This is a genomic window from Bdellovibrio sp. HCB337 (assembly GCF_047302465.1).
Taxonomy (GTDB): Bacteria; Bdellovibrionota; Bdellovibrionia; order Bdellovibrionales; family Bdellovibrionaceae; genus JACMRP01.
Genome location: NZ_CP178621.1, coordinates 635,706 through 650,342, shown reverse-complemented (window position 1 = coordinate 650,342; position 14,637 = coordinate 635,706). Strand labels below are relative to the sequence as shown.

Below are 14,637 nucleotides of genomic sequence, written 5' to 3'. Positions count from 1 at the left end.
CTCGAGATATTTTTCGAGTTATTAGAAGTTCGACACTTTCAAAAACATCCTTTTTTGGTGCATTCTCATTTTGAGATTATGAATTCCCTTCGCAGATTTACCTTAGTGGCCGCGATTTTTTCGCCGATACTAAATACGTAGACTTTTTGCAAAGGGAAGAACCAATGACTTCAGGCCAAAACACGACGGAGAGACATCAGACTCAAGAACGCGCGTACCTGGAAATCTTCGGTCGCATGGGCACTCTGATTGCAGAGCTCAAAAACCTATCGACGACAGGCGCTTTCTTAGAAATCATCCAAGGGGACTACATTCCTCAGAAGGGTGATTTGATGCGCGTAACGGTTCCCCTTGAAAGTTTGGGCCGTACCCACAGCGTGAATGCAGAAGTTGTGTGGGGCAAAAGCTTGGGCGTTGGTATCTGCTTCTTGAATCGCCAAGAGACCATGACCAAAATGCTTACTCGTAACCGTACTCAGTAATTCCTCTTACCGGAAAACTCCGGAACGCTCTTCACTACAAACCTAGACCTTAGTCTGTTGCACCCATTAGGAGCTGTGCTAGCCTTTTAGCCATGTCCAAGGAGGACCTATGAAGGCTAGAATTGCCGCTGCAGCACTGACTCTTCTCTGTTTTATTCCTCAAGCCCGCACTCAAGACTCCAACCTCTATTGGATGAAAATTCGTGCGAACGATAAATTCCAACGAAGCGTGGTCGCTGATACCGGCGTTTCAATCGAAGCTGTTCGCGAAGACTTCGTGACCGCGACAGGAACCTTAGAAGAAAAAGAGGCTCTTGAAAAACTCGGCTGGGTTGAAGTTAGCTTCACTATCGGCGCCGAAATGATGGCCTTCCCTGGCCAAGACGCCGCTTATCACGACTATCCTGAGCTCACTCAAAAAGTCCAAGACCTCCAAAAAACCTATCCACAGATCTTGAAGGTCACTTCTATTGGTAAGACCAATGAAAATCGCGACATTTGGGCTCTGCGCATCTCTGGGAATTTAGCTCAAGCTGATAACTTACCTGCGGTTATCTATATGGGTGGACACCATGCTCGCGAACATCTTTCTGTAGAGCTTCCACTATTCTATGCAGAGTACTTTTTGAGTGAATACACGAAAGGCAACCCACGTATTGTGAATCTTCTGAATGGCCGTGATGTTCATATCATCCCAGCAGTAAACCCTGATGGCCTTGAATACGATATCAGCGGTGGTCGCTACAAACTTTGGCGTAAAAACCGTGCTCGCAATAGCGACGGCACCTTTGGTGTCGATCTAAATCGTAACTATGGCTATCAATGGGGCACAGGCGGTTCTAGCAGCAACCCTGGCAGCGATACGTTCAAAGGCCCAAAACCTTTTAGTGAGCCTGAAACCCAAGCCATCAAAGCTTACGTAGAAGCTCATCAGAATATCTCGACTCTGCTTAGCTTCCACACCTTCTCAGAACTTGTTCTTTATCCTTGGGGCCACAAATACAATGGCATCGATAACAATCGTGATTTCCAAGTCCATAAAGTCATGGCTGAAAAGATGTCCGAGTGGAATGGCTATCAGCCGATGCAGTCTTCCGCACTTTACCAAGCTAGCGGCGATACGACGGATTGGTCTTACGGTGAACACGGTATTGTTTCATTCACCTTTGAATTGGATCCGACAAACAGTGGCTGGGGTGGCAGCGATGGTTTCTATCCTGGTGCCGGAGTTATCCCAGCGGTTCAGCAAAAGAATTTAGAGCCGGTTCTTTATCTTCTTCAGTATGCTGACAACCCTTACAGAGTTTTAGAATTTAACATCAATCCAATTCCGTAATAGAGAATAGAAATTGGAAAAATAAAAAGAGCGGGTTTTCCCCGCTCTTTTTTTATTCTCAAAATTCGTTCTTAAACTACTACTGACCGGTAAAGGTTGTTTCGTAGTTTTCTTTTGCTAAGGCAAATTGTTGGTTGAAGTCCAACGCTGGCTTTCCAAGGAACGGCTCCCACATACGCGCTGATAAGAAGCCTGGAATCATCGAAGCACCCGTTCCGGCAGCAGCATGGCAACCCAAACAGCTTGTTTTTGGATTGTCAGCAGGACCGTTCAAGCGACCGCCGGAACCATTTGCGTATGCACCTGGGAAGATCAAACTTTCATTCTTCTCCGGAGAATCAAACCCTGTTTGTACGCCGATAGGGCGCATTTTCAAAAGTTCTTTTGGCAGATTTGGAATGCTCTTCAAAGGATTCTCTTCACCCAATACCGCTTTGAGTTCTTTTTCAAAGTCGTAGTTAGGATCGTAATAGAAACCCGCCATAATCCAATGGCCCAAAGTAGGATCCGTTCCTTTCAAGGAAAGATCTTTAACCGCAATATCCATTTGAATGTGGCGAACATCCTGAACTGAACGCTCTGTCGAACCTACGTCACTGACTGTTGCTCTCCACTTGTAAGCGTGTTCAATTTCAGAGAAACGAGCTGTGGTGAAAAGCATCTTCGTGATGACTGTGCCGTCTCTGAATGTAGATTTCGTGAAATCTGGTTCTGGACGATGGTTGCCTTGGCTGCCGAAAACTTCGCCGATCGCATCGCAACCTTCGCCGTTGAAGTAAGCGACACCCCAGTTAGAGCCAGGCGTTGCATTTTGATAGGTTGGAATACGCTTTGAAGGAACCAGATCTCTTTCTTTTGTCATCCCGTGAATGGCTTCACGTCCCGCAGCACCAACGTGCATCCATGGCATGTGACACCAGTAACGTTGTTTGTTGTTTTGGGCGATGAAATTGAAATCGCGTTTATTCGGATTTTGATTCGCCATATTTTCATAGAAATACTTTTGAACTAGAAGAGTAAACTTTAAAGCTTGGCGTTGATCCTTCAGGTCCAACCCTGCCCATGGTTTTGGATCTGGGCGTTGAGGATTTCTATTATAATCCGCGCGCAGCTTAAACAAAGGCAAATCTTCCGAGAACGGTGTATCGTCAAAGATATTGAAACCATCGTCTTGGGGGCTATTCGCCACTGTTCTTTTAGCGGTTTTCATCCCACTGATCTTTTTCGAAGGCTTACCTTCAGCCCAATTTGAAATAACAGTGTCAGAGATCGACGATTTTCCAGATTCACAATGCGCTATACGGAACGTCAGACGGCCTTTAGAGTTGTGATCCAAACTCAAACCCAACATTCTGCCGTCAGTACTTGGTTTTACCTCTGGCCAACGGCTTGCAAGGTTACGCACTTCAGTTTCAGCAGGGCCTTTTTCAAAGAAATTCTTTGCAATCGTTTTTGCATCCCCGTGGAAGCAAGATGCATGACGAAGACCTTTCAAAGAAGTATTGCGCGTATTTGAGTAATACATTTTCAAAAGATAGTCTTCACGTCCACCAGCGCTAAAACCACCGTTTTGTCCCAACCAACGAGCGGCTGTGATCTCTTCGCGGTTAGCCTTCCCGTCTTTGCCGTAAGTGACATAAATCAAACGTGGCGTTTCTTCTTGCAACGAAGAAGGGGCGCGCAGAGACTCGGTCGTCATAGGAGTTTTCTCTGTTTGTGTACAAGCAACGGCTCCCAAAAGGAGGCTTGCACCTGCAAGGGTCATCCATGGTTTTGTTTTCATAAACATTCTTACTCCTCGATTAATCGTCATCTCTTGTGCCAATACGGCAATTCATTTCTACGGGAATGTGGTCACTTATAAGCTCCAAAAGAGCTCCATATTTATTCGCCTTCATACGCGTAACGGAATCCGCATAGCTTTTTGTCATGTCGGCTTTTTCTTTATCACTCAAAGGACGAAGTCCTTTGTTTTTTCCCAATTGGAACTTCGTCAGCATTTCTAACTCAGCACTCGCATCGCTCAGTAAAACGGCTTGCATTGCAGGGCTAAGCATACGAGCAATATCTTTTTTGACCGGGTCCGTACTATTTTCTACGTCTGTGAAATTGAAATCACGAACTGTATTGATGTCACACTCTTTCGTCGCTTGCGGATCTAAGATGAAGTGATCGTAGTTGCTGGCCATCTTTGCGGACTTGATACTCAGAGTCGTCGGTGCCGTTTGAGTCACAACATAGCCAGGAGCATCTTTTAAGGACGCATTCCAAAGTGCTTGGTTGTTTTTGGCAAACTCGATATTGAAATCACCCATAAAGACCACGTCCTGATCCCCGGCGATTTGTTTCATATCGTGAATTTGTCTTGCGATTGCTTGAACTTCGTAGAATCTACCTACGAACTCATTCGCCACTTTACACTTCTGTAAGTTTTCGTGGCTATTACAGATTGAAACCTCTTGAGCTTTACGATCGGCCTCTTGATCTGAAGGACGGAAGCGAACGTGAGTCGTTACGCCGATAAAGTCAAAATTACCCGCTTGGAAGAATGCCGTGAAGGCCACGCGTGACATTAACTGCCTTTGATCCGGAGGAATTTGCGTCAAACACCCATAGTTGAAAAGTGATTCATTTGATTTAAGCTCTACCGCGCCATCACGAGGGCAATAGCCCCAGTCTTTTAAACGCACCCGGCTTGAGCGATAGAAGAAACCAGCCATCTCTCCGCTTGTACCCTCGCCTTCCGGAGAAGGTTGAAGAATCAAAGCCCAGCTTGGATCAATCTCATGGAGCTCATGAAGAAGCGCTAAATATCCAGGAAACGTAACTTTCCAATTTTGATGAGGAAAAACCACATTCGCGCGATTCGCCACTAAGAAATCGTAGATTTTTTGATTCGCTACAGCCCACTCGCCTGGCAAAGGCATCATTTCTTGTGCACCAACGACATCCCATTGGTTGATAATTTTTGCTACCAAAGAAAGACTCTTCATTGGCGCTTGATTGTCACCTAAGTGGAATAAGTTAAACGAGCCAATGCGAAGATCACCTTTGGTTTTCTCTGCTACTTTTGGATCGTAATTTTTTGGATAGTAGTGAACATAATTGGCAGTGCAATCAGCTGCTAAGATTCCGTCACGAGAATATAGCAACTCAAATTGCAGACAATCGTCTACGGGTCCACGATAATCCACGGTCTCTTGGCTTGAAAGTTCAGCTTGGGATTCTTTCTCGGAGTGATTCTGGAAGTAAAAGAGCGAAGAAAGAACCAAAGCCAATGCACAAACAATAACTGCGATTGTAGTCTTATTGGATCTAGTCATGGTTCTATTTTCGTATCGCGGACCGTTTTCCACAAATCCAGATCTATAGAGGGCTAGTCCAGAAATATGTCCCGACTTTTTGAGACCTACTTACTCGGATCAGCCGACTTAATCTCTGTTCCCTTTGGTTCCTCTGGAGCCTTTATCTCGGGGCCCATATTCGCCGCGTATTTGAACTCTCCTCGAGCCAAACTAATAAGAGCTTGGTTGTAGCGCTCCTTAGGAATTGCAATCACCGCCTTAGATGGGATCGAAATGCTACCACGTCTTGCCTGTCGTGAAATATGCGGATTAAATACTTCCGCTTTTTCATCGTTTCCATCAAACCAAGTTAAGAGGTCTTTGTATTTAATAGAGATCGGCAATTTGATCTCTTCGGAATCCAAAGGCTGAGACCACACCACTTTCGGAAAGTACTTTTGAGCATTCTTCTCAACTTCAAGCACCGCCATAAAGCACGCGTAGAAGTTTCTAGAGGCAAAACCAAAGCTGCGGCTGGATTTAACATTTTGAATAAGCTCTACAAGCTCACGAGTTTTATATTTTTCTGTGAGCTTACGTACACCTGTTGGACCGTGATTATAGCCTGTCATCGCTAACGGCCACGCTTTCAACATGTTGTAGTTATCTTTCATCAAACGTGCTGCTAGCCGAGTCGCTGCCATCGGATGGTTACGCTGGTCAACAGCATCGTTGATCATGCGATATGGACGAGCTGTATAGCGCATAATTTGCCAAAGCCCACTCGCCCCTACTTTTGAACGCGCTAACACGTTGAAAGAACTTTCTACGAATACCAAACGAGTCAATTCAATAGGTAAACCCGCATCACGGAAAATCTTTTCCATGTCTTCTAGGTAGCGACCCGAGAAGAAGATCGCTGCCTGCATACGGTCTTTTTGCCCAAGCTGGAAACGAATGCGCGATTTGTGACCGGCTTCTTTAAATTTGTGGGCCTCGTTGTCGCCTTGGAACATATTCCAATAGCGTTTTTCAACTTCATTTAAGCCCTCTGGAGAATCCACTTTGTCGAGTTTCTGAAGAATCGCGATGATTTCTTTTTTCTTATCATCAACAAGTCTCTGCTTGCGTCTTTCTTTTTCGAAACGATTCAAGGACTCATCGTTGATGATGTCTTTAAAATCAATCTCCGCGTAAACTCTGGTCACACTTTCAGTGTCATGAATGAGGCCCTGATCCGTCGTGTACTTAGAATAGATGTCGAGCCAGAAATTAACCTGAGGTTCAAGTCCTTTGGGAACGGCAAAAGCAGTTGGCCCATATCCTAAGGCTTTGTCTTGTCCTGAATAATCAGGGACTCTGAACGCGCGCGTGCCAGTCAGAGTTTTTCCACCGAGGACTTCGGCTTGCACCATTGGCGTATCTTCATCCAAAGTGCTGACCTTTTCCTCATCGGGAATCGAGTCTTCCGCGGCTTCTTCTTTAGTCGTTGGCTCTGTTGAGAACAAACCAAAAAGATCAAAGGCGTAACTTGCTGTGGAAATACCTGTGCAGAATACGAGAATGAACATCCAAAGTTTCAAGCAAGACCCTCCATGGCTTTGCTTTTTTATTTCAAAAGAGCAATCAACATCTGGTCAAAAAAGTTTCTCACAGACGCCTCATCTTTTGTACCATTGAAGATAAAAGTGAAGGTAAAAACTCGACCGTCACTACGTCCAGCGTAGCCCGCTAGCGAGACCACGTTTGTCAAATACCCGGTCTTGGCGCGAACCCATCGTTCCCCCGGAGAGTTTTTCATGCGTCTTTTAAGAGTCCCGTCAATTCCAGCAATCGGAAGTGAAGTCAAAAATTCGGGCTGAACCTTAAAGTCATTTTTCAGATGCAAGATAACCTTCCACATACCAAAAGGGCTAATCTTGTTGTCCCGAGTAAGTCCAGATGGGTTTTGGAAGTAGTATTGGTCGTCTGGAAGGCCTAGTTTTTTGAGATGCTCGTTAATCATCTCCATACCTGTATCCAAACTGCCGGGTTGCTTTTTTAAAGCTCCCATATTTTTCGTCAGCATTTCTGCCACATAATTGTTGGAAAACTTATTCATGTCCGCGACAGCCTGTTCAATGGCTTTGCTTTCAGCTTCTGCCAAGATCACAGCCTTATCGGAAGCTTTTCCAATGCGGATTTTTCCGGTGATTGTAATCCCCCGCTGCGAAAGGAAAGATTTCAGATTGTAGCCCGCCCACAAATCTGGCTGAGTGATGTTCTTAAAGATCACGACTTCTTTGGAATTCACGCCGATTTTGCCGGACACATGAATGACATCGCCACCGAAGGTTTTGTCCTCGACTCGAGAAGCTACTACATTGTTGTCAGAGCCGCTTGTTGTTGTCGTTTTATTTACAAGGCGCACATATTCGTTTTCTGGATCCAAAAAGACTTTGGCAGCTTCGCCCGCTTTGTTACCAGGACGCACGAAAATATTGATCGAGTTCCAGTTAAAAGACATCGCGCCGACAGGCGCATCGTAGGCACGGTCCACGCGCTCAGGTTGGCGGCTTGAATCATAGCGTTTTTGATCAAAAAGTGAGTCATCAACCACAAGATCGCCTTCAACCTTTGTGATTTCACTGCGCTTAAAATTATTGACCAAGAACCACATATTTTCAGAGACAAAACCCGGATCGCCGCTGCCTTTTAAAACCAGGTCCCCTTTCAGAGTTTTATCCTGGATGTCACCTGCAGAGAGAAGCTGGGTTTTGAATTTGTAGCCCGGCGGAAAATACTCCAGAACAGCAGAAGCTGTTGCCACTTTTGAAATGGATGCCGGAATCATTTTCTTTTTAGAATTTACATCCAAAATAATTTCCTGGTGTTCCCCTTCGCCCGCTGTGATGTACAAACCTAGATCAGATTCTGGAATACCCGAACGTTTGATGATTTTTTGCAGTTCAGTTTTAAAATTTTCCTGAGCAAGCACCGGTTGAGATAAAAGAAAAGACAAAAGGCATGTTCTTAACAATTTCATGACCATCTCCCTAGACTAAAAAATGGTATCTATGAGCTTTGTTGCTCTCAAGGAAAATCACTTGGTACATTGGAACCTATGAGAAAACGCGACTGGTTCCTTGTAACTTTCCCACTCATTGTGACATGGTTGATAGACCGTGTAAGCAAAATTGCAGCATCCCAAATGCAGGGCTCATCCAATCATGGTCCAGTAAGTTTTATTCTTCATCACAATCACGGCGCCATGTTAGGACTTTTCTCAGATCTGCCAGCAGTTCTGCGTATAGTTTCATTGTCGACAGGCGGAGCTTTCCTTATCTGTTCTTATGCGATCGTTCAGTATTTACTTCCGATTCGCAGTCTTATGTTGCGTTCTGGACTTTCTATTCTTCTTGGCGGAATCCTTGGAAACGTTGCAGACCGTATTCTATATGGCTATGTGATTGATTTCATTGTGTTGGGAACTCCGACCCTTTCAAGTCCTGCGTTTAACTTAGCCGATGCTCTTCAATGGGTTGGTTATGGCATGATCGTCTTTGCAATCATCCGCGAAGGTGACTTGTTGTGGCCCGAGAACAACGCCCGTAAACAGTATTGGATCAACCGTAAGTTCCAATTGAAATACTGTTTGGTCCTGATGGCAGTCGGTCTTGGATTGACTGTGATTAGCTTGGTCTTCTCTTACACTTATTTGCGAGTCACGATTTCAGAGCTTGTAGGCAACAACCAATTCCTACTCAACAAGTTCTTAATTCCATTCGTGATCACTTACGCTATTATCTGCGTCGCTTTCTGCGGAATTTTGTTCGCGGTGGGACGTTTGATTTCTCATCGCATCGCTGGTCCGGTCTACGCTTTTGAAAGATTCATCATGGATGCAATGGAAGGCAAAGATCGTCCTCTGAAACTACGTTCTGGAGACGAGTTCCGTCACTTAGAAGCCTTGGCTGAAAAAGTGCGCGAAGAATGTCGTCGTCTCAAAGAAGAATCTAATAAAGAACAGCCGCGTCCTTAATTTTAGCTAAAAGAAACCTTTTATTGATTTTATCCTTCAAACAGAACGCTTGAAGATAATCCCCGTCAGGATTTCTTACGATTCCTTCTGGAGTCAGTTGGCGTGGTTCTGCCTTTGCCGCTGACTTCTCGTAAACAATTTCCAAGTTTTTCTTTTGGTAAATCGCTTCGATCATCACTTTCACAACAGGGTTGTTCCAACGTAGAAGTGAATAGTCATTCCACTGTAGGTTTTTGCCTTGGCTTTTAAGAGCTTCTGCCAAAGTTGCTTGTTCCCCCATGCGCTTGAAACAATCCAAACCCACTTGCAAACAAGAACGAGCATCATCGAGGGCACGATGGGCGGCTCCGCCTTGCAGGTTCAAAAACTTGACCAAAGTTTGGAGCTTGTGGTTTTCACAACCATGAATCCACTTTCTAGAGAGCAAGCTTGTGCAAACAACCGGAGTATTCAATAAAGGTAGCATGTGAGTTTCAAACTCTACCGCCATAAACCCCATATCAAAGGGTGCATGATGGGCCATTGGAATTGCATCCGACATAAAATCATAAATTTCGCGGACTTTTTCAGACATCTTTGGAGCATCAGCCACCATTTCATTGGTGATTCCGTGAATGCTCATATTGAACTCCGTCAATAAACCACGAGGCTTCAACAAAGTTTGGTAGGAGCCAACTTCTTGACCACCACGCCACTTCACAGCACCAAACTCGATCACATCGGAGCCAATGGGATAGGCCCCACTAGTTTCAGTATCGAAAGCCACATAAGTATATTCGGTCCAAGGTCTATGAAGTTCCATATAGCCGTTTCTGTTTGTCATTGAAATCGATTTGAGTCAAATTAATAGGAAGACAAAGGGAATATGATAAAAAACGCCGCCCATAAATTCATCTTAAAAACAGCATTGCTAGCCTGCAGTGTCGTCTTTTCGCTGCAATCTCGCGCACAATCGACGGATGATTCAAAAGGTGAAGTCCCTACTTTCAAAATGACCGGTGAAGTAGCCCTTCTTACCAACTATGTTGAGCATGGGCTCACACAGACAAACAAAGACCCTTCTTTGCAAGGCGCCTTTGGTTTTAACTTCGGTCCCCAGTTTAAACTTGGGCTTTCGGGTTCTAATGTCAGTTTCGCAGACACTGAAACAGAACATTTTCTTTTGAAGCTAAATGCAGAACTGAAAGTTTTGATTTCTACGACGACGGACTTTAAACTCGGCTACTTCAATAATCGCTATTTCAAAACTGAATTCCGCGATGGCAGTACAACCTATTTGGTTATCACGTCTCATGGATATCGTGTTCGTTATGAATCCAATAGCAATTGGGAAGGCACCGGTGCTTCTTCCTCTTACTACTCTTTCGGGAAAGCTTTTGATTTAAGCCCCACCTGGAAGTGGGACAATGAAATTGGTTACACGATGTTAGATGTCGAAGGTTATGAAAACTACTTCGATGCTCGCACTTCTTTCCAATACAAAGGCAGCAGTAATGTTGTTTATCAAATTACTGCCACCGGAACCTCGACGCCGTCACAGTTTAACGGCCAAGGTGAAATCTTCTTCTTAGTCGGCGCTGCGACTACTTTCTAATTCTGACCGCAATACTGAGCACCTTGGATTTTGCCATACTCTGCTGGACAACCTTTCTTGATTCCTGGCTGTGACAATAAGTCTTCATCACGCACGAAAGCTTTTACATTCTTGCCTGAAGAATCTTTTTCTTCACACTTCATGTACAGCCATTGCTCACTAAACGACCCCTCCTTGGAAATTCTTTGCAGGTCTTTATTGTCATAGATGAAAGAACAATGCGTATCGATCGGTCTTGAGGTCTTGCCAATTTTGACAGTAGCTCCGCAGTAACCTTCGGCATAATAAACCACATTCACAATTTTGGACCCTTTAGGAATCTTCATTTTTATGGTTTTAGACTTTTTTGTTTTTGGATCATATACAGAGTCTTCGTGAGTAATAGTTTTTAAAACCTTAAAGTCTTCAACAGCAGACAAAGTATAATAGTTAATAATCGAAGGCTCATTTTCAGACCATGGGTGATAAAGTCCATTTTGGACTGTGCAGCTTACTTTATCTGATGTTTTTGGATCTCTGAGATTTGTATAACCAGAAATTTTTGTCGTGCCCGAAGTGTCTGAGGAGACATCAATGATCGGCATCGGCCATTCTCCGGACCAAAATGAATAAGCCATGCGCTCTTCAGTCGCTCCATTGCGAGTGATTGGAAGTTTGTAGCTATAAGACTCTGCAGTTCCTGGAGAAGACGAATCGATGTCCCCCGTTCCCGCGGGACTTCTGAATTCACCAGTTGAAACTGTGTTTGTGGCACAAGCTGAAAGCAACGCTGCTACGAGTGTCGTCGCCAAAGCTCCTTTAACATTGTACATGCTGTCTCCTTTGAAGTTGTTTGGATCACAACCTAAGTATCGGAGACTGAAGTATTGAGTGAGAAGTCTAGTTGCGCGCTCAGCTTTGTGAACAGAAAGGTTCGTCTGGCTGCGCAAAAACCTCTGTGACTGGGATCATATTGAGGTTCATTTTGTAGAGACGCTTTTCCAAAAGTGTTTCACTGTCGTACTTCGCAAGCGTTTTGTTCACTAGCGCGTTTACTTCCGCGACGAGATTTTCATAGTCAGCTTGGGAAAGTGGTACGAGCACGCTTCTGTAACGTCGCAAGTGTGCGGGCATCTTCTGGGCGTCAATGGCTTCTAACAAACATTGATTGTGGTAATTCTCGAGAGCTTCACAACCAAAGTTCTTTGGCACTTTAAAAGATTTCTTGGTGGGCTTCCATTCCATGGCTTGGAGCTCAGAATTAAATTCACTTTGAGCGACCTTTAACTCTTCGAGTTTCTGAAGGTTTTCCAAAACTTTCGCTGGTGGCTGACTCAAAAATTTCGCAAGTCCACTCACCGTTTTTTCTAAGTCTGCGAAGCTGAGTAAGACCTGCAGTTTTGGCAGATCCGGCGAAGACAAAAACTCGCTGTATTCACGGATTTCCTGGAAGTCTTTGTTCTCTCCAACATGAGCGAAGAGTTTGTCTTGGTAAAAGGTTTTCTCGGCGTGACTTCCTGCCTGACTGTAATTCACGAGAAGAGTGAAGTAGGCTTTGTCGCTTTCATTGAAGTTCAGAGATTGGCTGATAGCTTCGATAGAGGATTCAGTGATAGTACGCTGTTGATGGATGAGCATCTTCACAAAAGATCTGCTTTTAAAGCCCATCTCTGCGGCCCAAGCATCATAAGAAAAGCCAGGGTTTTGCGACTTGCGATAGATGTAAATGTCTTGGAGATATTGAGTGGCAGAAAGATAGTTTTGTAAAACAGGAAGTTCTATTTTGTTCTTATCTTGTGTCATGTGCAGCATCCTTGCTGCAAATAAGCCTAGGATGCGTGAATTAAAACCACAAGCGATTTTTAGAACCGGGACATCCTGGGTTGTGTTGACTTGAGTGTTGGAGACTTACTGACACTAGTTTTTTATGTTTTACTTAATTCAATGCAAGCTGTTGAAAGTACTTACAAATACAAAACCCCACATCCTATTCAAGATGTGGGGTCTGAATTCTTCGTTCTTATTTTTACTCTACTCTTCGTGAGAGTCCGCGCCTGGGAGGCCGCCTCGGTTGATCTTCTCGGCTTCTGAGTCGAGAGGATTTTGAAGCTGCGGAACTGTGCCGGCCTTTTTCTGAGGAAGAGCCGGAGCTTTTTTAGCCTCAGGTTTTTTCGTCAGACTTTCGTACGCCGACATCGTTTCATTAGAGCCACCGAAAACGGTTTCTAACTTACGCGGTTTCTTACCTGAGCTTGTTAGATCCTTTTGGCGGATGCTGATACGGATGAAACCAATCAACTTCTGTGGATCTACTTCGCCACGTTTTTCTTTAACGATGCTAACGCCCTTCAAGTTCACAGTGTTGAACTCTAACCCCGCTTGGATTTTGTTTTTCACAAGATCCAGACGTTCTGAAGAAACTTTATTCGCTAAAGGCGCAGAAGCTCCGGCAACTGCTTGCACAAACAATCCTGAAGTCACTCGGATTTCAGCGTCTTGCAAACCGGTCGTTACCCCTTTGATTTTATCCATCACTTCTACGAAGCTCTTCAGCGGCGTAGACGAGCCACGTTCAAAAAGAACCGTGTCAGGAATATCAAAGTCAAAACCATCTGGGCTGACTTGAACGTTCTTCGCGAAATCATTCATCTGATCCGCCAAGAATGCCGTCACCACTTTTGCAGAACCCATATCCAAAAGATTCGGGGTCTTCTCGATAGGCTCAATAAACTGTTGGAATGCTTTTAGTGGTTCGTTGACCAAATCCAAGAAAAGTTTTTCCAAAGTAATTTCCGCACCGAAGTTTTGGAAGTTGTATTCGATGACTGACGGACTCGAGAAATAATCCGAAACCGCTTTTTTGGTTTCATCGGATTGCCCTAAGAGCCACATAACAAGGAAAAAGGCCATCAACGCGGTCATGAAATCAGCAAGCGCCACCTTCCAGGAACCACCATGGCCCCCGCCAGCAACAACTGTGATTTTTTTGATGACGATCGTCTGCTTCTTCTCTGCCATTGTTTAAATCTTTCCTAATCCAGTTACGCCGTAGGCGATTACGCAGCTTTCTTAATTTCTTTTGTAGCCTTATCGATTTCGTCAAAGCTTGGTCTTTCTTCTGGCATGATAGAACGACGAGCGAACTCTACACACACGATTGGTGGAGCTCCTCTTTGACATGCAACCATTGCAGCTTTGATTACTTCTAAGTAACGACCTTCAGATTCGATATCCGCGGCCATCTTAGTCGCCGTCGGTTCGATGAAACCGTAAGCGCAGAATACCCCTAACATCGTTCCCACGAGGGCGTGGGCAACGCTGGCACCGATAACTTCGGTACCTTCTGATAATTTACCCATCGTTTTAACGATACCCAAAACGGCCGCAACGATACCTAGTCCCGGGAATCCCCCCGCAACTGCGGCAACCGCATGCTGCGCTAGATGTTCTTCGGCATGAATACCTTTGATATCCGCTGACAACAAGTCGTCTACGTCATACTGAGAAAGTTCCGCAGACAAAGTGATTTTCATCGTGTCACACAAAAAGTGAACCGCATGATGATTGTGCATGAAGCTTGGATACGCCTTGAAGATATCGCTTTGTTCTGGATTCTCGATGTGTTTCTCGATCCCTTGAGGACCTTCTTTTCTGAGTACTTGGAAAATTTGGAACATCATTTGGCAAAGTTCGACGTAATCTTTTTTCTGAGGGCCTTTGTTGGTCATAGCTTTGATGGCAAGCTTGATACCCATTTTTACGATCTTCAATGGATTGGCGATAACGTAAGCGCCGAATGCGGCACCGCCGATGATCACCATCTCGAGAACAGCAGCGTGAATGATAACACCCATTTGGCCACCACCGGCCATGTATCCACCAAACACTGTCGCAAAAACTATCAATATTCCGACAAATCCCATGATTTACCTCTTAAGGTC

13 protein-coding genes are annotated in these 14,637 nt (G+C 44.7%); 4 read left to right on the top strand and 9 right to left on the bottom strand.

What is annotated here, in order from left to right; translation table 11 throughout:
• The first annotated feature begins 164 nt into the window (after window positions 1-164).
• Window positions 165-482, top strand: a complete 318-nt coding sequence (locus tag ACLWBB_RS03165) for a PilZ domain-containing protein (protein ID WP_413290111.1) — start codon at window positions 165-167, stop codon at window positions 480-482.
• Between the two features lie 109 nt (window positions 483-591).
• A complete protein-coding gene (locus ACLWBB_RS03160; RefSeq protein WP_413290110.1) occupies window positions 592-1,818 on the top strand; it encodes a M14 family metallopeptidase in 1,227 nt (408 codons plus the stop codon).
• 79 nt (window positions 1,819-1,897) lie between these two features.
• On the opposite strand, the gene ACLWBB_RS03155 is transcribed toward ACLWBB_RS03160, so the two are convergent.
• The 4 genes from ACLWBB_RS03155 to dacB form a co-directional block, all read right to left on the bottom strand.
• The gene (locus ACLWBB_RS03155; RefSeq protein WP_413290109.1) at window positions 1,898-3,601 is read right to left on the bottom strand and encodes a hypothetical protein; all 1,704 of its coding nucleotides are present in this window, start codon (window positions 3,599-3,601) and stop codon (window positions 1,898-1,900) included.
• A 19-nt stretch (window positions 3,602-3,620) separates the two neighbouring features.
• Window positions 3,621-5,141 carry a hypothetical protein gene (locus ACLWBB_RS03150; RefSeq protein ID WP_413290108.1) on the bottom strand — a complete coding sequence of 507 codons (1,521 nt, stop codon included), beginning with the start codon at window positions 5,139-5,141 and terminating at the stop codon, window positions 3,621-3,623.
• Between the two features lie 86 nt (window positions 5,142-5,227).
• A complete protein-coding gene (locus ACLWBB_RS03145; protein WP_413290107.1) occupies window positions 5,228-6,685 on the bottom strand; it encodes a lytic transglycosylase domain-containing protein in 1,458 nt (485 codons plus the stop codon).
• A 26-nt stretch (window positions 6,686-6,711) separates the two neighbouring features.
• Window positions 6,712-8,127, bottom strand: coding sequence for a D-alanyl-D-alanine carboxypeptidase/D-alanyl-D-alanine-endopeptidase (dacB, locus tag ACLWBB_RS03140; RefSeq protein WP_413290106.1), 1,416 nt, complete (start codon window positions 8,125-8,127; stop codon window positions 6,712-6,714).
• A 78-nt stretch (window positions 8,128-8,205) separates the two neighbouring features.
• On the opposite strand from dacB, the gene ACLWBB_RS03135 reads away from it, so the two are divergent.
• Window positions 8,206-9,123 carry a signal peptidase II gene (locus tag ACLWBB_RS03135; protein WP_413290105.1) on the top strand — a complete coding sequence of 306 codons (918 nt, stop codon included), beginning with the start codon at window positions 8,206-8,208 and terminating at the stop codon, window positions 9,121-9,123.
• On the opposite strand, the gene ACLWBB_RS03130 is transcribed toward ACLWBB_RS03135, so the two are convergent.
• Window positions 9,098-9,946 carry an exonuclease domain-containing protein gene (locus ACLWBB_RS03130; protein WP_413290104.1) on the bottom strand — a complete coding sequence of 283 codons (849 nt, stop codon included), beginning with the start codon at window positions 9,944-9,946 and terminating at the stop codon, window positions 9,098-9,100. The genes ACLWBB_RS03135 and ACLWBB_RS03130 overlap by 26 nt on opposite strands.
• A gap of 42 nt (window positions 9,947-9,988) precedes the next feature.
• Between ACLWBB_RS03130 and ACLWBB_RS03125 the strand changes: the two genes are divergently transcribed.
• Window positions 9,989-10,717, top strand: a complete 729-nt coding sequence (locus ACLWBB_RS03125; protein WP_413290103.1) for a TorF family putative porin — start codon at window positions 9,989-9,991, stop codon at window positions 10,715-10,717.
• Here the strand turns inward: ACLWBB_RS03125 and ACLWBB_RS03120 are convergent.
• The 4 genes from ACLWBB_RS03120 to motA form a co-directional block, all read right to left on the bottom strand.
• Window positions 10,714-11,529 carry a hypothetical protein gene (locus ACLWBB_RS03120; RefSeq protein ID WP_413290102.1) on the bottom strand — a complete coding sequence of 272 codons (816 nt, stop codon included), beginning with the start codon at window positions 11,527-11,529 and terminating at the stop codon, window positions 10,714-10,716. The two genes, ACLWBB_RS03125 and ACLWBB_RS03120, sit on opposite strands and share 4 nt — an antisense overlap.
• Window positions 11,530-11,608: 79 nt before the next feature.
• The gene (locus ACLWBB_RS03115; protein WP_413290101.1) at window positions 11,609-12,499 is read right to left on the bottom strand and encodes a TIGR02147 family protein; all 891 of its coding nucleotides are present in this window, start codon (window positions 12,497-12,499) and stop codon (window positions 11,609-11,611) included.
• Window positions 12,500-12,727: 228 nt separating this feature from the next.
• Entirely contained in the window at window positions 12,728-13,714 is a 987-nt protein-coding gene (locus tag ACLWBB_RS03110; RefSeq protein ID WP_413290100.1) for a flagellar motor protein MotB, read from the bottom strand.
• 38 nt (window positions 13,715-13,752) lie between these two features.
• Window positions 13,753-14,619: a flagellar motor stator protein MotA gene (gene motA / locus ACLWBB_RS03105; RefSeq protein WP_413290099.1), complete on the bottom strand. Its 867-nt coding sequence runs from the start codon at window positions 14,617-14,619 to the stop codon at window positions 13,753-13,755.
• Window positions 14,620-14,637 lie beyond the last annotated feature (18 nt).